Here is a 16,902-nt window from a genome sequence, read left to right on the forward strand (position 1 = left end):
GGTGGTCGGCTGACGCGGACGACCCGTCAGGAAGGCGCGGCGGAACCGCCGGCGCCGATCGGCGCGCGCGGGTGCCGTGGCCGGGTCCGGGTGGTCCGAAGCGTTGTTCCACGTGGAACATGCGGCGGCGGGAAAGACTCTGTGCCCTGCGACGTCCTGGTCCTTGCGCGGCGGGCCGCCGCACCCCGGTCGACGGTGTCCTGGCTGTTCGGACCGGCCGGACCGGTGGCCGCACGCCCCCGGGCTTGGCGTTTGAGAGGTATCGGCTGCGCAGGGCCTAGGCTGTCCGAGTGACGAACACCTCCGATACCGAGTCCTCCGCCGCCCCCTCCGCGCCCGCGTCGGGAGCCGAGGACCGGCTGGCGAAGGCGGTGCGCGCCGCCGAGCAGGCCCTCATCGAGTTCGAGATCGCGGTGGAGACCTACCGGGTCGAGGTGGAGAACTTCTCCCGGCTGCACCACCAGCGGCTCGGCCCGATGTACGCCCGGCTCGACGAGCTGGACGCGCTGGTCGCGGAGGCCGTCGCGGCACACAGCGGCGACCGGGCGGACATCGAGCGGGCCTGGGAGGCCAGGGCGCTGGTGATGCCGATGCCGGGGGTGGAGGAGCTCTTCGGCGGACTGCTGGGCTCGGACGGAGTCCGGCCGGTGGAGGACCCGAACCCGCCGCGCCGGGTCAGGCCCGGCAAGGAGGCCCAGCGCCTCTACCGGGAGCTCGCCCGCAAGGCCCATCCCGACCTCGCCCAGGACGACGCCGAGAAGGACCGACGCAGCACCTTCATCGCCCGGGTCAACGAGGCGTACGCCTACGCCGACGAAGATCTGCTCCGGGCGCTGGCCGAGGAGTGGGACGCCGGGCCGGTGCCGGAGGAGGAGCTGCCGGGGGAGGCCGAGGTGCTCTACGCCCGGCTGGAATGGCTGGCCGAGCGCAAGGAGAAGCTGGCCGCGCTGGCCGCGGAGCTGGCCGACAGCGCGATCGGGCAGATGATGGGGCTGTCGCCCGACGACCCCGACGCGCTGCTCAACGAGATCGCCGAGCAACTGCTCACCCAGGTCTCCCAGCGCGAGGCCAGGCTCGCCGAACTGGTCCGCCAGACGTCCGGTGGCTGAGGCTCCGCCGCTCGTGGGTACCACCGACCGGCGGTCGGACCCCGGACGGCTGAGGTAGCTTTTCCACGTTCCCTGTGAACGGTTCGCCTCCGGTGCGGGCCGTCGCTCCAGCCCGTGTCCCAGGAGGCCGCGTCCCTATGTTCCGCTCCCAGCTGCCCGCGGTGGATGCCGCCGCCGTACCGGCCGACGCGATCCTGCTGGACGTCCGGGAGAACGACGAGTGGGCCGCCGGGCACGCCGACGGCGCCGTCCACATCCCGATGGGCGAAGTCGTCTCCCGTATGGCCGAGCTGCCCGAGGGCGGCCGGGTGCATGTGGTGTGCCGGGTCGGCGGACGCTCGGCCCAGGTCACCCAGTATCTGATCGGCCAGGGCGTCGACGCGGTGAACGTCAGCGGCGGCATGCTCGACTGGGAGGCCGGCGGCCGCCCGGTGGTGGACGACAACGGCGCCGACGGCTACGTCCTCTGAGCGGTCCGGTGAGCCCGCCGCACCGGGCTCACCGGTCTGACTCGTCCGGCGTCGTCCGACGCCGTCCGGCGGGCGTCCGCCGTGATGACGGCGCACCTGGTCAGGCGTCGAAGTCGACCTCGACCTCGGGTGTGACCGGATGCGACTGGCAGGCCAGCACATAGCCGGCCTCCGTCTCCTCCGGTTCCAGCGCGAAATTGCGGTCCATCCGAACCTCGCCCGCGATCAGCTTCGCCCGGCAGGTCCCGCACACCCCGCCCTTGCACGCGTAGGGGGCGTCGGAACGGTTGCGCAGCACCGTCTCCAGCAGGGACTCCCGGCCCGCTGACGGCCAGCTGCCGCCGCGCCCGTCGAGCGTCGCCCGCACGGTGGCGCCGCCGGGTATCGGCCCGGCCGTGACCGGGCTCGTGGGCGCCTCGTCCACATGGAAGATCTCCTGATGGACCCGGGAGCGCGGCACGCCCAGGGTGCGCAGCGCCCGCTCCGCAGCGCCGACCAGGCCCAGCGGCCCGCACAGATACCAGCCGTCCACCGCCGGCACCGGCAGCAGCGCCGGAAGCAGTGCGGTGAGCCGCTCCTCGTCCAGACGGCCCGAGGGCAGCCCGGCCTGCTGCTCCTCCCGGGACAGGGCGGACACCAGCTGGAAGCGGTCGGGCCACCGGTCCTTCAGATCGGCCACCTCCTCCAGGAACATGGTGGACGCGGCTGTGCGGTCACTGCGGATCAGGCAGAAGGAGGCTTGTGGCTCCCGCGCGAGAAGGGTGCCGACCTGCGAGAGCACCGGGGTGATACCGCTGCCGCCGACGACCGCCGCGAACCGCCCGGGGCGCGGTTCCAGCACGAACCGCCCGGCCGGGGTCATCACGTCCAGCACTTCCCCGGTCAGCAGTTCCTTGAGGGCGTAGGTGGAGAACTCGCCGTCCTCGACCCAGCGCACACCGACCCGCAGCCGACGCGGCCCGGAACCCGGCTCACCCGCTGCCGGCTCGGCCGGCACCGGATCGCACAGCGAGTACGTGCGCCTGACCTCGGCGCCCGCCACCCGCCGCCGGACGGCGATGTGCTGGCCCGGCGCGTAGCGGTAGGCGGCGCGCAGTTCCTCGGGCACCTCGAAGGAGATGGTCACCGAGTCATCGGTGAGCGGGCGGACCTCCGTCACCCGGAGTGGATGGAACATCACACCTCCTTGAAGTGGTCGAACGGTTCGCGGCAGGACTCGCAGCGGCGCAGCGCCTTGCAGGCGGTGGACGAGAAGCGGCTCAGCAGCCGGGTGTCGGTCGAGCCGCACCGCGGGCAGCGGATCGCCAGGTCCACCGCCACCGGACCGCCCGCCACCGGACCGCCCGCCACCGGACCGCCCGCCACCGGACCGCCCGCCACCGGGCCGCCCGCGGCCGCTGACCGGTCCGTGCGGGCCGCGCCGGGGGGAAGGCGGCGCGGCGGTGCCACTCCGGCCGCGGCGAGCTTGCGGTGGCCCTCCGGACTGATCGCGTCGGTCGACCACGCGGGTGCGAGCACCGTCCGCACCTCGACCTCGGCCATGCCGTGCGCCTTCAGCACCTCGGTCACATCCGCGGCCATGGTGTCGATGGCCGGGCAGGCCGTCCAGGTCGGGGTCAGCTCCACGGTGACCCGTCCGGGCCCGAGGACCCGCAGACCGCGCAGCACGCCCAGCTCGGCCAGCGAGACCACCGGGAGCTCCGGGTCGGGTACGGCGCCGGCCAGCCGCAGCAGCTCGCGCTCCAGCGCGGTCGCGGCGGGTGCGTCGGCGGTCACCACGATGCCCCCGGGTGGGCGCGGTGCAGATACTGCATCTCGGCCAGCAGGCGCCCGAACGGCTCGGTGTGCACACCCTGGCGCCCCGCGCCCGCCGACCACGGAGTCCGGTCCCGGCCCTCCGGTATCGCCAGCGTCGCCCGCTCCACGGTCGCCGTCACCCGTTCCAGCCAGCGATCGCGCAGTGCGGGCGGCGAGGCGGGAAGGCCCTCCAGCGGGTCGAAGAGCTCGCCGGTGTACCGCCACAAGCCGTCGAGCGACCGTTGCATCCGGCGGTGGCTCTCCTCGGTGCCGTCGCCGAGCCGCAGGGTCCACTGCTCGGCGTGGTCCCGGTGGTAGGCCACCTCCTTGACCGCCTTCGCCGCCAGCGGCGCGAGCTCGCCGCCGGACCCGGCCAGTTCGGCGTAGAGCAGCTCCTGGTAGACCGAGAAGTACAGCTGGCGGGCGATGGTCTCGGCGAAGTCACCGTTGGGGCGCTCCACCAGCTGCACATTGCGGAATTCGTGTTCCGCGCGCAGGAACGCCAGCTCGTCCTCGTCGCCGGTCAGCGAGAGCAGGGTGCGGGCCTGTCCGAGCAGGTCGAGCGCGATGTTGGTGAGGGCGACGTCCTCCTCCAGCACCGGAGCCTTCCCCGCCCACTCCCCCAGCCGCTGGGCAAGCACCAGGGCGTCGTCGCCGAGTGCGCGTGCGGCGGCAGCGCTCGCGCCGGTCAGCGCCGGGGCCCGGGGGGCCGTGGCCGTGGTCGGTCCGACTGTCTTGGCTGTTTCGGCTGTTTCGGCTGTCTCGATGGAGCTCACAGGTGCTTCACCCCTTCCGGGATCTCGTAGAACGTCGGGTGCCGGTACGGCTTGTCGGCGGAGGACGCGAAGAACGCGTCCTTCTCGTCGGGGGAGGAGGCGGTCACCGCGGTGGACGGCACCACCCAGATCGAGACGCCCTCGGCCCGTCGGGTGTACAGGTCGCGGGCGTTGCGCAGGGCCATCTCCGCGTCGGGTGCGTGCAGGCTGCCGGCGTGGGTGTGGCTGAGCCCGCGGCGGCTGCGGACGAAGACCTCCCACAGCGGCCACTCGCCGCCGCTCCGCCCGGTCCGGTCCCCGGTCATGCCGCCGCCTCCCCGTGCTTGGCGGCGTAGGCGACGCCCGCGTCCCGTACCCAGGTGCCTTCCTCGTGCGCCGCCCGGCGCTGTTCCATCCGCTGGTCGTTGCACGGGCCGTTGCCGCGCAGCACCTCCTGGAACTCGGTCCAGTCGATCGGCCCGTAGTCGTACGCCTCCCGCGACGCGTTCCACCGCAGCTCGGGGTCCGGCAGCGTCAGGCCCAGCACCTCGGCCTGCGGGACGCATATGTCCACGAAGCGCTGCCGCAGCTCGTCGTTGGAGTGGCGCTTGATCTTCCAGGTCATGGACTGGGCGGAGTGCGAGGACTCGTCGTCCGGCGGGCCGAACATCATCAGCGACGGCCACCACCAGCGGTCCACCGCGTCCTGGGCCATGGCGTGCTGGGCGGGGGTGCCCCGGCTGAGGGCCAGCAGCAGTTCGTACCCCTGCCGCTGGTGGAAGGACTCCTCCTTGCAGATCCGCACCATGGCCCGGGCGTAGGGGCCGTAGGAGCAGCGGCACAGCGGGACCTGGTTGGTGATCGCGGCGCCGTCCACCAGCCAGCCGACCGCGCCGACATCCGCCCAGGTCAGCGTCGGGTAGTTGAAGATCGAGGAGTAGCGCTGGCGGCCGGTGTGCAGCTTGTCCAGCAGCTCGTCCCGGCTCACGCCCAGCGTCTCGGCCGCGCTGTAGAGGTAGAGGCCGTGGCCCGCTTCGTCCTGGACCTTGGCCATGAGGATCGCCTTGCGGCGCAGCGAGGGCGCCCGGCTGATCCAGTTGGCCTCCGGCTGCATACCGATGATCTCCGAGTGCGCGTGCTGGGCCATCTGGCGGATGAGCGTGGCCCGGTAGGCGTCCGGCATCCAGTCGCGGGGCTCGATTCTCGCGTCGGCGGCCACCGCGGCGTCGAAGGCCGCCGACATGGCGTCCTGCTCCGCCGCCGCGGTCGCCGGGGGCTGCGCCGTGGTCGTCATCGGACCCTCCCTCTTCCTCGCCTGAGTCGGACGACGAATCGACCGACCGACCGATCGTTCGGTTCCCTTCATGGTCGAGCGCGCAAGAGGTGGGTGTCAAGCCGTTCCTCAGCCTGTGGATAACTCGGTAAGGTCACCGCCGGGTCCCTGGATGGGTAGCGTGCTTGCGCGGCAGCAGGCTGCCGGGCAGCTGGCGAGATCGGAGAGACGATGGAGTCAACGCAAGGGCCGCCGCCCCGGGTGGCCGCACTCTCGCTTCCCGGACGCATAGTCGTGGCCGTGGCGGTGGGGGCCGTGACGGTGGGGGCGCTGTTCCACCTGGCCATGGTGTTCCTGCATGTCGCGCCGTCGAACACGCTCAGCAAGGAGCACGCCGCGGCGGTCAGCGACTACATCTATCCGGAGTTCGAGCAGAACTGGAAGCTGTTCGCTCCCGATCCGCTGCAGCAGAACATCCACGTCGAGGCGCGGGCCGAGGTCCGCAGGCCCGGTGGCGCCGTCCAGACCACCGCCTGGGTCGACATGACCGGCGAGGACATCGCGGCCATGCGGCACGACCCGCTGCCCAGCCACACGCAGCAAAACGAACTCCGCCGCGCCTGGGGCTACTACACCGACACGCACGACCAGCAGGAGCAGCCCAACGCGGGCGATCGCAGCGACATGAGCCGCGCGTATCTGCAGAACATCCTGCAGGACCGTTTCGGCCGGCGGCTGAACGGCGGCGACGTGGTCCGTATCCAGGCCCGCGCCGCCACCACCCAGGTCCAGCAGCCGCCGTGGATCGCCGGCGCGACCAGCACGAGCCCCGAGTACCGCACGCTTCCGTGGTGGTCCGTGGACACCACGCCGGCCGGGCAGGAGAACGCCTCGTGAGCGCCCCCCATAGTCACGCCCCCGACTCCCAGGCCGCCTTCACCGCGGACAGCGGGTCGCCGTTCGCCGCCTTCGGCCTCCGCCTGGACCGGTCCATCGCCCACGGTCTGCGCCGCGCGACCGAGACCGTGCTGGGCCCGTATCAGAGCGCGATCGTCCGGATCGGTTTCTCGCTGACCTGGCTGCTGTACCTGCTGCGCGAATTCCCGCACCGCGACGAGCTCTACGGCCCCGGAAGTCCCTGGAGCTTCGATCTGGCCAAGCGCCTGATCGCGGGCAACCACGCGTTCAGCGTGGTGATGTGGAGCGACAGCCGGGCCTGGTTCGAGATCGTCTACGCGCTCGCGATCGTGGCGAGCGCGACGCTGCTGCTGGGCTGGCGGACCCGGACCTCCGCGCTGCTGTTCATGGTCGGGGTGCTGTCACTGCAGAACCGCAGCGTGTTCGAGGGGGACGGCGGTGACAACGTCGTCCACATCATGGCCATCTATCTCGCCTTCACCCGCTGCGGACAGGTCTGGTCCCTCGACCACCGCCGGGCGCTGCGGCGGGCGGCCCGCGCCGAAGCCGCCGCCGAGCCGCCGACCCCGGAAGCGGCGGACGCGACCGGCCGGACCGGCCAGGGTGACCTCGACCCCATCGGCATCGCCCTGTGGACGGTGCTCGGCGCCGCCCTGGTCGCCGCCTCCCTCGGCGGGAAGCTCAGCTCCGGGTGGGGGCTGATCTTCTGGGGCTGCTGGATCGGCCAGGCCGTGTGGTGGGCGGTGCGGCGGTACGCGCCGGGCGAGCCCCGCACGGTGCTCGACTTCGTCGGCAACATCGTCCACAACGGCGCCATGCTCGTCATCGCCGCCGAGGTGTGCCTGATCTACTCCACGGCCGGCTGGTACAAGATCCAGGGCAGCCGCTGGCAGGACGGCACCGCGCTGTACTACCCGCTCCACCTGGACGACTTCAGCCCCTGGCCCGCGCTGTCGCACGCCTTGGCCGGCAGCGACATCATGGTCATGCTGATCACCTACGGCACCGTCATCGTCCAGGTCGCCTTCCCCTTCACGCTGTTCAACCGCCGGGTGAAGAACGTCCTGCTGTGCGCGATGATCCTGGAGCACGCGTCGATCGCGATCGTGCTGGGGCTGCCCTTCTTCTCGCTCGCGATGATCGCGGCCGACGCGGTGTTCCTGCCCACCGGTTTCCTGCGCTGGGCCGGACGACGGGTGACGCGCCTGGTGCGGCCCGCTCCCGAGGCCGTCGAGGTCGCTGTCCCCGAGCAGCGCTCGCCGGTCGGCGACGAGCCCGCTCTCGGGGAGCCGCCGGCCGCTCCCGTGCCCTGATCGGCGCCCGGATCGCGTGCCCCGACCGGCCGCCCGACCGCACCGTAGGCTGGCCGCCATGATCGAGGACGAGGCCGTACGGCGCTGGCGCGCGGCCGCCCCGGGCGCGGTGCTGCTCGACGGCTTCCACGCCGTGAAGCACGCGCTGCGCTTCGGCGCGGACATACGGGCCGCGGTCACCGCGGACAAGGCGGCCACGCTGCGGCTGGCCGCCGAGCTGGCCCCGGACCTGACCGGACGTCTGGCCGATCAGCTCAGCGAGATCCCGGCCGGGGCGCTGCGCGACCTGCTCACCCGGGTGCACCCCACCGGGGTGGCCGGGCTGGCCGCCCGGCGCGACCGCGGGGCGAACCTGGCCGATCTCGCCCGGCTGCCCCGCCTGGCGCCGGTCGTCGTGCTGGACCAGCCCCGCAATCTCGGCAATGTCGGCGCGGTCGTCCGGCTCGCGGCCGGCTTCGCGGTCACCGGGGTCGTCACCACCGGCGACCTCGACCCCTGGCACCCCAACGCCGTACGCTCCGGGGCCGGCCTGCACTACGCCACGGCCGTCGAGCACCGTGACGCCGCCGAGCTGCCGCCCGGGCCGCTCTGGGTCCTCGACCCGGAGGGCGAGGACATCCGCGCCACCGCGCTGCCCGACGACGCGCTGATCGTCTTCGGCTCCGAGCGGCACGGAGTCTCCGACGAACTGCGCGCCCGGGCCGACGCGCTGGTGGCGCTGCCCATGAGGGCCCAGGTGTCCAGCTACAACCTGGCCACCAGTGTGGGCATGGCGCTCTACCACTGGGCCGCCACGTCCCGCTCCCCGCTGGTGCCGGGGCTTGCCTGAGCCGCGGCGGGTGCGGTGCGGTCAGGCCGGGCGCCGCACCTCCACCGTACGGAAGCGGCTGGCGACGAACGCCCCGTCGCACAGGGCCGCGTTGGCCGCCGGATTGCCGCCCGAGCCGTGGAAGTCGGAGAAGGCGGCGGTCTGGTTGACGTAGACCCCGCCGGTGAGATTCAGCGAGAGCTGGGCGCTCTCCTCCCAGCAGGCCTCCTCCAGCTGCCGTTCGACCTCGGGGGAGGTGGTGTATCCGCCGACCGTCATGGCGCCCTTGTCCCGGATCGTGCGCCGCAGCAGCTGCACCGCGTCGGCCGTCGAGTCGACCGCCACCGCGAAGGAGACCGGGCCGAAGCACTCCGCCATGAAGGCGGCCTCGGCGTCCGGCTTGGCCGCGTCCAGCTTGATCACCGCGGGGGTGCGGACCACGGCGTGCGGGAAGTCGGGGTGCTTCAGGGAACGGGAGGCGAGGGCGACCTCGCCCAGATCCGGTGCCGCCTCCAGCCGCCCCTTGACCTCCGGGCTCACCAGGGCGCCGAGCAGGGCGTTGGCCCGGGTGTCGTCGCCGAGCAGCCCGTCCACCGCGGCGGCGAGATCGGCGACCACCTCGTCGTACGACTTCGGTCCCGCGTCGGTCTCGATGCCGTCCCGGGGGATCAGCAGATTCTGCGGGGTGGTGCACATCTGACCGCTGTACAGCGACAGGGAGAAGGCCAGGTTGGCGAGCATGCCGCGGTAGTCGCCGGTGGAGTCGACGACCACACTGTTGACTCCCGCCTTCTCGGTGAAGACCTGGGCCTGCCGGGCGTTGGCCTCCAGCCAGTCGCCGAAGCCGGTGGAGCCGGTGTAGTCGATGACGCGGACCTCGGGCCGCAGGGCCAGGGTCTTGGCCAGGCCCTCCCCGGGGCGCTCGACGGCCAGGCACACCAGGTCGGACGGGAAGCCGGCCTCGGCCAGCACCTCGCGGGCGATGGCCACCGTGAGCGCGAGCGGCAGCACGGCCTGCGGATGGGGTTTGACCAGCACCGCGTTCCCGGTGGCGAGGGAGGCGAAGAGCCCCGGATAGCCGTTCCAGGTCGGGAAGGTGTTGCAGCCGATCACCAGGCCGACGCCGCGCGGCACCGCGGTGAAGGTCTTGCGCAGGTCGAGCGGCTCGCGCTTGCCTTGCGGCTTGATCCACTGCGCGCTGTCCGGGACGCGGATCTGCTCCGCGTAGGCGTATGTCACCGCCTCCAGGGCGCGGTCCTGGGCGTGCGGTCCGCCCGCCTGGAAGGCCATCGTGAAGGCCTGGCCGGAGGTGTGCATCACCGCGTGGGCGAACTCGTGCGTCCGCGCGTTGATCCGGGACAGGATCTCCAGGCAGACCATCGCGCGGGCCTCGGGGCCGGCGTCCCGCCAGGCGGGGAGGGCGGCGCGCATCGCGGGCAGCAGCCGGTCCGGGTCGGGGTGCGGATAGCGCACACCCAGCTCCATTCCGTACGGCGACCGCTCGCTGCCGGTCCACTCGTCGGTGCCGGGCTGATCCAGCTCGAACTGGTGGCCGAGCAGTGCCTCGAAGGCCGCCTTGCCCGCCTCGGCTTCCGGGTAGGCCTTCAGCTGCTCGGGGTAGGGCGACCAGTACTCACGCGTCCTGACGGCTTCCAGCGCCTTGTCGAGGGTGGCGCGATGACGTTCGATCAAGTGCACGGTGGAGAGATCGGCGGACATGGGACCAACTCCTCGTCGAGCTGGGACGACTGATGCGGACACCGCTAGATTAACCGAATGTTCGGTCGGGACAAGGAGGGCGTCGCCGCCCTGTGGACAACTTCGGGACATCGGCACAACGGACGATTCGGGGACAACCCGGCAAGGAGGCGTGGCAAACCGTGAGCGCACTTGACCGCAGCGGCGTCGTGGCCGTCGTCGGCGCGGGAACGATGGGCCAGGGGATCGCGCAGGTCGCGCTGCTGGCCGGCCACCGTGTACGGCTGCACGACGCGGTGCCGGGCCGGGCCGGGGCGGCCGTGGACGCCGTCGCGGGACGGCTGGGACGGCTGGTGGCCAAAGGCAGGCTCGGCGCCGGGGACCTCACGGCCGCACTGGCCCGGCTGGCCCCCGCCGAGAACGTCGGGGAGCTGGCCGGCGCCCGGCTGGTGGTGGAGGCCGTGATCGAGGACCTCGGAGCCAAGCAGCGGCTCTTCGCCGAGTTGGAGGAGACCGTCGCCGACGACTGCCTGCTGGCGACCAACACCTCCTCGCTGTCCGTCACCGCGGTCGCGGGCGCCCTGCGGCTGCCCGGCCGTCTCGTCGGGCTGCACTTCTTCAATCCGGCGCCGCTGCTGCCGCTGGTCGAGGTGGTCGCGGGAGCGGCCAGTGACGCGGCGGCCGTCACCCTGGCGTACGACACCGCCGCCGCCTGGGGAAAGGTCCCGGTACGGTGCGCCGACACCCCCGGCTTCCTGGTCAACCGCGTCGCCCGCCCCTTCTACGCCGAGGCGCTGCGGGTCCACGAGGAGCGGGCCGCCGACCCCGCCACCGTCGACGCGCTGCTGCGCGAGTGCGGCGGCTTCGCCATGGGGCCCTTCGCGCTCATGGACCTGATCGGCCAGGACGTCAACGAGGCCGTCACCCGCTCGGTGTGGGAGGCCTTCAGCCACGACCCCAAGTTCACGCCCTCCCTCGCCCAGCGCCGGCTGGTCGAGTCCGGGCGGCTCGGCCGCAAGTCCGGCCGCGGCTGGTTCTCCTACGACGCGGGCGCGGCGGCGCCGACCGAGCCCCACACCGCCGAGCCCATGACCGCGCCCCCGCTCATCACCGTGCGCGGCGACCTGGGACCGGCCGGCGAACTGGTGGCGCTGGCCGGGGAGGCCGGGATCGAGGTGCGCGAGGAGCCGTATCCGCACGATCCCCGCCCCGGCCACGGCGTCATCGTGCTGCACGCCGGGACGTCACTCCGGCTGGCCGACGGGCGCCCGCCGGGCCGGCCGGGCGTTCAATTCGACCTGGCGCCGGACTACCGGGCCGCCACCCGGATCGGGATCGCGGCGTCCGCCGGGGTGCGTGCCGACGCCGTCGAGCAGGCGGTCGGTCTGTTCCAGGCGATGGGCAAGAAGGTGAGCGTGGTCGGGGACCTGCCGGGCCTGGTCGTCGCGCGGACCGTCGCGATGCTGGTGGACCTGGCGACCGACGCGGTGGCCAAGGGGGTGGCCTCCGCGCAGGACGTGGACACCGCCATGCGGCAGGGCGTCAACTACCCGCTGGGCCCGCTGGAGTGGGGCGAGCGGCTGACCGCGCCCTGGGTGCGCGATCTCCTCGACGGGCTGCACTTCTGGTATCCCACCGGCCGTTACGCGCCCTGCCCGGAACTGAGACGGCGTGCGGCCGCGGCGGAAGGTGTGGTCTCCTCATGACCATGTCCAAGCGCGACACCTATACGCCCGATTCGCTGCTCGCCGTCGCGGTCGAGGTCTTCAACGAGCGCGGCTACGACGGCACCTCCATGGAGCACCTCTCGCAGGCGGCGGGCATCTCCAAGTCCTCTATCTACCACCATGTGCGCGGCAAGGAGGAATTGCTGAACCGGGCGGTGGGGCGTGCGCTGGAGGGCCTCTTCGGCATCCTGGAGGAGCCGGAATCCTGCGACGGGCGCGCGGTCGAGCGGCTGGAACACGTCACCCGGCGGACGACGCGGGTGCTGATGGAGGAACTCCCCTACGTCACCCTGCTGCTGCGGGTGCGCGGCAACACCGGGACGGAGCGGTGGGCGATGGAGCGCCGCAGGGAGTTCGATCAGCGGGTCTCCGCGCTGCTGAAGGCCGCGGTGGCCGAAGGCGACCTCCGCGCGGACGTCGAGCCCAGGCTGGCGACCCGGCTGCTGTTCGGGATGATCAACTCGATCGTGGAGTGGTACCGGCCGGACGGCAAGGGCGCGCTGGACGGGACCCAGGTCGGGGACGCGGTGGTGCGGCTGGCCTTCGACGGGCTGCGGACGTAGTCGGTGCCGTCCGGGCACTCGGACGGGCACCCCGACCGGTGACCCGCACTTCTCACCCTGACGGTCACCCGGATGGCGCTGGACGGACGCGGTGGCCGGGTGGGCCTATTCGCCGACGACGAGGTCGGTCTCCTCGAAGACCAGCAGCGTCCGGCTGCTGAGCACCTCTTCGATCGACTGCAGCCGGGTCAGGACCAGCTCGCGGAGGCTGCGGTTGTCCACGGTGTGAACCAGGAGAAGAACGTCGAAATCCCCACTTACCAGGGCAATATGCACGACACCCGGAAGGGTGACAAGTTTTTCCCGGACGGTCCGCCAGGAGTTCTGGACGATCTTGAGCGTGATGTACGCGGACGCTCCCTGGCCGGCCCGCTCGTGGTCGACCCGGGCGGTGAAACCTCGGATCACTCCGTCCTCGATCAGCCGATTGATCCTGGCGTAGGCGTTGGCTCGGGACACGTGTACCCGCTCGGCCACGGAGCGTATCGAGGCCCGTCCGTCCTTTTGGAGCAGCCGCAGGATCGTGCGGTCGATCGGGTCCAGAGGTCGGACCGTTGGTTCCTCGTCGGCCATCTGTTCGCTCGCCATCCCCCGGAAGCTCCATACCATGGACGTACTGGCTCCATCTGAGGCTGTGCAGAACCGTTTGTCCACAGGCGAAACCACCCCGTAGCCAAAATGCCTCCGGCGACCGAACAATCGGTTGGGAGAGCGAAACCCGCTCGCACCCGACCGGACCCCGGTCGCCGAACCACGAGGAGGTGCTCGCGATGACCGTGCTGGACACCCCTGCTTGGCGCCACCGCACCGATGCCGCGCCGCTGCTGCCCGATCCGGAGCCGTACCGGCTGCTCGGCACCCCCGCCGCCGCCCGGCTCGATCCCGCCCTGCTGCGGACGCTGTACGGGCAGCTCGTCCGCGGTCGGCGCTTCAACCAGCAGGCGACCGCGCTGACCAAGCAGGGCCGGCTCGCCGTCTATCCGTCCAGCACCGGCCAGGAGGCATGCGAGATCGGCGCCGCGCTCGCCCTGCGGCCCCAGGACTGGCTCTTCCCCAGCTACCGCGACACCCTCGCCGTGGTCGCCCGCGGTGTGGACCCGGTCGCGGCACTCACCTTGCTGCGCGGGGACTGGCACACCGGCTACGACTCCCGGGCCGAGCGGGTCGCGCCGCTGAGTACGCCGCTCGCCACCCAGCTGCCGCACGCGGTCGGCCTGGCCCACGCCGCCCGGCTCAGCGGCGACGACGTGGTCGCGCTCGCCCTGGTCGGCGACGGCGGCACCAGTGAGGGCGACTTCCACGAGGCGCTGAACTTCGCGGCCGTGTGGCGGGCGCCGGTGGTCTTCCTCGTCCAGAACAACGGCTTCGCCATCTCCGTCCCGCTGGCCAAGCAGACCGCGGCCCCGAGCTTCGCCCACAAGGCGGTCGGCTACGGCATGCCCGGCCGGATCGTGGACGGCAACGACGCGGCGGCCGTGCACGAGGTGCTGACCGACGCCGTCGACCGGGCCCGCGGCGGTGGCGGGCCCACGCTGGTGGAAGCGGTCACCTACCGGATCGACGCGCACACCAACGCCGACGACGCCACCCGCTACCGCGACGACAGCGAAGTCGCCGCCTGGCGTGAGCACGATCCGATCACCCTGCTGGAGCGCGAGCTGACGGAGCGCGGTCTGCTGGACGACGCCCTGCGCCGGACGGCCACGGAGGAAGCCGAGACGATGGCCGCGGGCCTGAGGGAGCGGATGAACGCCGACCCGCGACTCGACCCGACGGAGCTGTTCGCGCACGTCTACGCCGAGCCCACGCAGCAGCTGCGGCAGCAGGAGGCCCAACTGCGGGCCGAGCTGGAAGCGGAGCAGCGGTCATGACCACCGCCACCCCGGCGGCCGACCGCTCTCGCGCCTCCGCCAGCAAGCCCGCCACCATGGCCCAGGCCCTCAACCAGGCGCTGCGCGACGCGCTGACCGCCGACCCCGCGGTCCATGTGCTCGGTGAGGACGTGGGCGCCCTGGGCGGCGTCTTCCGGATCACCGACGGCCTCGCCGAGCAGTTCGGCGAGGAGCGCTGCACCGACACGCCGCTGGCCGAGGCCGGCATCCTCGGCACCGCCGTCGGCATGGCGATGTACGGGCTGCGGCCGGTGGTCGAGATGCAGTTCGACGCCTTCGCCTATCCGTCCTTCGAGCAGCTGGTCAGTCATGTCGCCCGGATGCGCAACCGCACCCGCGGCGCCCTGCCGCTGCCCATCACCATCCGCATCCCCTACGGCGGCGGTATCGGCGGTGTGGAGCACCACAGCGACTCCTCCGAGGCGTACTACGCGCACACCCCGGGGCTGCACGTGGTCACCCCGGCCACCGTGGAGGACGCCTACGGCCTGCTGAGGGCCGCCATCGCCTCCGACGACCCGGTGGTCTTCCTGGAGCCGAAGCGGCTCTACTGGTCGAAGGCCGCCTGGTCCCCGCGCGCGCCGACGCAGGTCGCGCCGATCGGGCGGGCCGTGGTGCGCCGCACCGGACGCAGCGCCACCCTGATCACCTACGGCCCCTCGCTGCCGGTCTGTCTGGAGGCGGCCGAGGCGGCGAAGGAGGAGGGCTGGGACTTGGGCGTGGTGGATCTGCGCAGCCTGGTGCCCTTCGACGAGGAGACGGTGGCGGCGGCGGTACGCGGCACCGGGCGGGCGGTCGTCGTGCACGAGTCGTCCGGATTCGGCGGCGCGGGCGCGGAGATAGCGGCCCGGATCACCGAACGGTGCTTCCACTACCTGGAGGCACCGGTGCTGCGGGTCGCCGGGTTCGACATCCCCTACCCGCCGCCGATGCTGGAGCGGCACCATCTGCCCGGTGTCGACCGAATTCTCGACGCCGTGGGGCGCCTGCAGTGGGAGGAGGGGTGATGGCGGCCGTCAAGGAGTTCACCCTGCCCGATCTTGGTGAAGGACTCACCGAGGCGGAGATCGTCCGCTGGCTGGTGGAGGTCGGGGAGGTCGTGGCCGTCGACCAGCCGGTGGTGGAGGTGGAGACCGCCAAGGCCGTGGTGGAAGTGCCGTGCCCCTACGGAGGCGTCGTCACCGCCCGCTTCGGGGAAGAGGGCGAGACCCTGGCGGTGGGCCGGCCGCTGGTGACGGTGGCCGTCGGCTCCGCCGGTGAACCGGGCGGCGGTCCGGAGGACGGCGACGGCGCCGGTGGGGGCGCGGTCGCCGACTCCGCCGACGAGGGCTCCGGCAATGTCCTGGTCGGTTACGGCACGGGTCCGGCGGCCCGGCGGCGCAACCGGGTGCGGGCGGTCGGCACGGCGCATTCCGTGGCTCGCGTCGAGGCGGCGGCATCCGGAGCGGTGCCGTCGGCGAACGGCCACGCGGTGGACGCCCGTCCGGACAGCCGCGCCGACCAGGCCCCCGGGGGGTCGGCGGACCGCGGCCCGGACGGAGGACCGGACGGACGGCCGTCCGGACAGCCGGACCGCTTTCCGGAGGGTGGTCCGGTGGCCGTGGTGTCGCCGCTGGTCAGGCGGCTGGCCAGGCAGCGGGGCCTTGACCTGCGGACGGTCAGCGGTTCGGGTCCGGAGGGGCTGATCCTGCGGGCGGACGTCGAGCGGGCGCTGGAACGGACGAGCGGGGAGGCCCCGACCCGGACCCGCGCGCCGCTGCCGGGCCCGGCAGCGGTGGGAAGGTCCACGGCGTCGGATCAGCAGAGCGGCGAGCGCATCCCGCTGCGCGGCATACGCGGCGCGGTCGCGGACAAGCTCAGCCGCAGCCGCCGGGAGATCCCGGACGCCACCTGCTGGGTGGACGCGGACGCCACCGAGCTGATGGCGGCGCGGGCGGCGATGAACACCGCCGGGCAGGCCGCGGGTGCCGAACGGATATCGGTGCTGGCCCTGCTGGCCCGGATCGTCACCGCGGCCCTGGGCCGCTACCCGGACCTCAACGCCATGGTGGACACCGCGAGGAGCGAGATCGTACGGCTGCCAGCCGTGCACCTCGGCTTCGCCGCGCAGACCGAGCGCGGTCTGGTGGTGCCGGTGGTACGGGACGCCCACTCCAGGACCACCGCCGGGCTGTCCGCGGAGATCGGCCGGCTGACCGCTGCGGCCAGGGACGGGTCGCTGACACCGGGGGAGCTGACCGGAGGGACGTTCACGCTGAACAACTACGGGGTGTTCGGGGTGGACGGCTCCACGCCGATCATCAACCACCCCGAGGCGGCGATGCTCGGAGTCGGCCGGATCGTGCCCAAACCGTGGGTGCACCAGGGGGAGTTGGCCGTGCGGCAGGTGGTGCAGCTGTCCTTCACCTTCGACCACCGGGTGTGCGACGGCGGCACCGCGGGCGGCTTCCTGCGGTTTGTGGCCGACTGCGTGGAGAGCCCGGCGGTGCTCCTCGCGGCCGTGTGATCCCGATCCCGTGCCTGGCCCCGATCCTGGCCCCGATCCCGGCCCCGATCCCGATCCCAGGCACGGGGACGTC

Annotated in this window: 17 protein-coding genes; 10 read left to right on the top strand and 7 right to left on the bottom strand. The window is 72.7% G+C overall.

Going from position 1 to position 16,902, the window contains the following annotated elements:
• The first annotated feature begins 290 nt into the window (after positions 1-290).
• A complete protein-coding gene (locus tag ACFO3J_RS22430; protein ID WP_386431957.1) occupies positions 291-1,109 on the top strand; it encodes a J domain-containing protein in 819 nt (272 codons plus the stop codon).
• A 137-nt stretch (positions 1,110-1,246) separates the two neighbouring features.
• Complete coding sequence (locus ACFO3J_RS22435; protein WP_386431960.1) at positions 1,247-1,579, top strand: rhodanese-like domain-containing protein; 333 nt, start codon at positions 1,247-1,249, stop codon at positions 1,577-1,579.
• 100 nt (positions 1,580-1,679) lie between these two features.
• On the opposite strand, the gene ACFO3J_RS22440 is transcribed toward ACFO3J_RS22435, so the two are convergent.
• From ACFO3J_RS22440 to paaA, 5 genes are read right to left on the bottom strand one after another with little or no spacing between them, the layout of a single operon-like run.
• Positions 1,680-2,756, bottom strand: coding sequence for a 2Fe-2S iron-sulfur cluster-binding protein (locus ACFO3J_RS22440; RefSeq protein WP_386431963.1), 1,077 nt, complete (start codon positions 2,754-2,756; stop codon positions 1,680-1,682).
• Positions 2,756-3,358 (bottom strand): PaaD-like zinc ribbon domain-containing protein, encoded by a 603-nt coding sequence (locus ACFO3J_RS22445; RefSeq protein WP_386431965.1) that lies wholly within the window; start codon positions 3,356-3,358, stop codon positions 2,756-2,758. Before ACFO3J_RS22445 ends, ACFO3J_RS22440 begins: the two co-directional genes overlap by 1 nt.
• Positions 3,352-4,152, bottom strand: a complete 801-nt coding sequence (paaC, locus tag ACFO3J_RS22450; protein WP_386431968.1) for a 1,2-phenylacetyl-CoA epoxidase subunit PaaC — start codon at positions 4,150-4,152, stop codon at positions 3,352-3,354. The genes ACFO3J_RS22445 and paaC overlap by 7 nt, the downstream gene beginning before the upstream one ends.
• On the bottom strand, positions 4,149-4,457 hold the full coding sequence (gene paaB, locus ACFO3J_RS22455) for a 1,2-phenylacetyl-CoA epoxidase subunit PaaB (RefSeq protein WP_386431971.1): 309 nt from the start codon (positions 4,455-4,457) through the stop codon (positions 4,149-4,151). The genes paaC and paaB overlap by 4 nt, the downstream gene beginning before the upstream one ends.
• A complete protein-coding gene (paaA, locus tag ACFO3J_RS22460; RefSeq protein ID WP_386431974.1) occupies positions 4,454-5,425 on the bottom strand; it encodes a 1,2-phenylacetyl-CoA epoxidase subunit PaaA in 972 nt (323 codons plus the stop codon). Before paaA ends, paaB begins: the two co-directional genes overlap by 4 nt.
• A 279-nt stretch (positions 5,426-5,704) precedes the next feature.
• On the opposite strand from paaA, the gene ACFO3J_RS22465 reads away from it, so the two are divergent.
• From ACFO3J_RS22465 to ACFO3J_RS22475, 3 genes are read left to right on the top strand one after another with little or no spacing between them, the layout of a single operon-like run.
• The gene (locus tag ACFO3J_RS22465; RefSeq protein ID WP_386431977.1) at positions 5,705-6,301 is read left to right on the top strand and encodes a DUF5819 family protein; all 597 of its coding nucleotides are present in this window, start codon (positions 5,705-5,707) and stop codon (positions 6,299-6,301) included.
• Entirely contained in the window at positions 6,298-7,635 is a 1,338-nt protein-coding gene (locus ACFO3J_RS22470; protein WP_386431980.1) for an HTTM domain-containing protein, read from the top strand. Before ACFO3J_RS22465 ends, ACFO3J_RS22470 begins: the two co-directional genes overlap by 4 nt.
• A gap of 58 nt (positions 7,636-7,693) precedes the next feature.
• Positions 7,694-8,464: a TrmH family RNA methyltransferase gene (locus ACFO3J_RS22475; protein ID WP_386431983.1), complete on the top strand. Its 771-nt coding sequence runs from the start codon at positions 7,694-7,696 to the stop codon at positions 8,462-8,464.
• Between the two features lie 21 nt (positions 8,465-8,485).
• Here the strand turns inward: ACFO3J_RS22475 and paaN are convergent, their stop codons facing one another.
• Positions 8,486-10,162: a phenylacetic acid degradation protein PaaN gene (paaN, locus tag ACFO3J_RS22480; RefSeq protein WP_386431986.1), complete on the bottom strand. Its 1,677-nt coding sequence runs from the start codon at positions 10,160-10,162 to the stop codon at positions 8,486-8,488.
• Positions 10,163-10,323: 161 nt separating this feature from the next.
• Between paaN and ACFO3J_RS22485 the strand changes: the two genes are divergently transcribed.
• Together ACFO3J_RS22485 and ACFO3J_RS22490 are read left to right on the top strand one after the other, a co-directional pair.
• Positions 10,324-11,847 carry a 3-hydroxyacyl-CoA dehydrogenase gene (locus ACFO3J_RS22485; RefSeq protein WP_386431989.1) on the top strand — a complete coding sequence of 508 codons (1,524 nt, stop codon included), beginning with the start codon at positions 10,324-10,326 and terminating at the stop codon, positions 11,845-11,847.
• Positions 11,844-12,431 (top strand): TetR/AcrR family transcriptional regulator, encoded by a 588-nt coding sequence (locus ACFO3J_RS22490; RefSeq protein WP_386431992.1) that lies wholly within the window; start codon positions 11,844-11,846, stop codon positions 12,429-12,431. Before ACFO3J_RS22485 ends, ACFO3J_RS22490 begins: the two co-directional genes overlap by 4 nt.
• Positions 12,432-12,536: 105 nt before the next feature.
• Here ACFO3J_RS22490 and ACFO3J_RS22495 read toward each other — a convergent pair whose 3' ends face one another.
• Positions 12,537-13,019 (bottom strand): Lrp/AsnC family transcriptional regulator, encoded by a 483-nt coding sequence (locus tag ACFO3J_RS22495; protein WP_386431995.1) that lies wholly within the window; start codon positions 13,017-13,019, stop codon positions 12,537-12,539.
• 182 nt (positions 13,020-13,201) lie between these two features.
• Between ACFO3J_RS22495 and pdhA the strand changes: the two genes are divergently transcribed.
• Genes pdhA through ACFO3J_RS22510 form a run of 3 tightly spaced genes read left to right on the top strand, consistent with a single transcriptional unit; the run spans position 13,202 to position 16,829 of the window.
• Entirely contained in the window at positions 13,202-14,302 is a 1,101-nt protein-coding gene (gene pdhA / locus ACFO3J_RS22500; RefSeq protein WP_386431997.1) for a pyruvate dehydrogenase (acetyl-transferring) E1 component subunit alpha, read from the top strand.
• Complete coding sequence (locus tag ACFO3J_RS22505; protein WP_386432000.1) at positions 14,299-15,330, top strand: alpha-ketoacid dehydrogenase subunit beta; 1,032 nt, start codon at positions 14,299-14,301, stop codon at positions 15,328-15,330. The genes pdhA and ACFO3J_RS22505 overlap by 4 nt, the downstream gene beginning before the upstream one ends.
• Entirely contained in the window at positions 15,330-16,829 is a 1,500-nt protein-coding gene (locus ACFO3J_RS22510) for a dihydrolipoamide acetyltransferase family protein (RefSeq protein ID WP_386432002.1), read from the top strand. The genes ACFO3J_RS22505 and ACFO3J_RS22510 overlap by 1 nt, the downstream gene beginning before the upstream one ends.
• Positions 16,830-16,902 lie beyond the last annotated feature (73 nt).

It is taken from the genome of Streptomyces polygonati (assembly GCF_042650325.1).
GTDB lineage: Bacteria > Actinomycetota > Actinomycetes > Streptomycetales > Streptomycetaceae > Actinacidiphila > Actinacidiphila polygonati.

Bases quoted from the DNA above. Each gene is read 5' to 3' on its own strand.
- ACFO3J_RS22435 (WP_386431960.1), top strand. From the start codon at position 1,247: ATGTTCCGCTCCCAGCTGCCCGCGGTGGATGCCGCCGCCGTACCGGCC.
- ACFO3J_RS22440 (WP_386431963.1), bottom strand. From the start codon at position 2,756: ATGTTCCATCCACTCCGGGTGACGGAGGTCCGCCCGCTCACCGATGAC.
- paaB (WP_386431971.1), bottom strand. From the start codon at position 4,457: ATGACCGGGGACCGGACCGGGCGGAGCGGCGGCGAGTGGCCGCTGTGG.
- paaA (WP_386431974.1), bottom strand. From the start codon at position 5,425: ATGACGACCACGGCGCAGCCCCCGGCGACCGCGGCGGCGGAGCAGGAC.
- ACFO3J_RS22475 (WP_386431983.1), top strand. From the start codon at position 7,694: ATGATCGAGGACGAGGCCGTACGGCGCTGGCGCGCGGCCGCCCCGGGC.
- paaN (WP_386431986.1), bottom strand. From the start codon at position 10,162: ATGTCCGCCGATCTCTCCACCGTGCACTTGATCGAACGTCATCGCGCC.
- ACFO3J_RS22490 (WP_386431992.1), top strand. From the start codon at position 11,844: ATGACCATGTCCAAGCGCGACACCTATACGCCCGATTCGCTGCTCGCC.
- ACFO3J_RS22495 (WP_386431995.1), bottom strand. From the start codon at position 13,019: ATGGCGAGCGAACAGATGGCCGACGAGGAACCAACGGTCCGACCTCTG.
- pdhA (WP_386431997.1), top strand. From the start codon at position 13,202: ATGACCGTGCTGGACACCCCTGCTTGGCGCCACCGCACCGATGCCGCG.
- ACFO3J_RS22505 (WP_386432000.1), top strand. From the start codon at position 14,299: ATGACCACCGCCACCCCGGCGGCCGACCGCTCTCGCGCCTCCGCCAGC.
- ACFO3J_RS22510 (WP_386432002.1), top strand. From the start codon at position 15,330: ATGGCGGCCGTCAAGGAGTTCACCCTGCCCGATCTTGGTGAAGGACTC.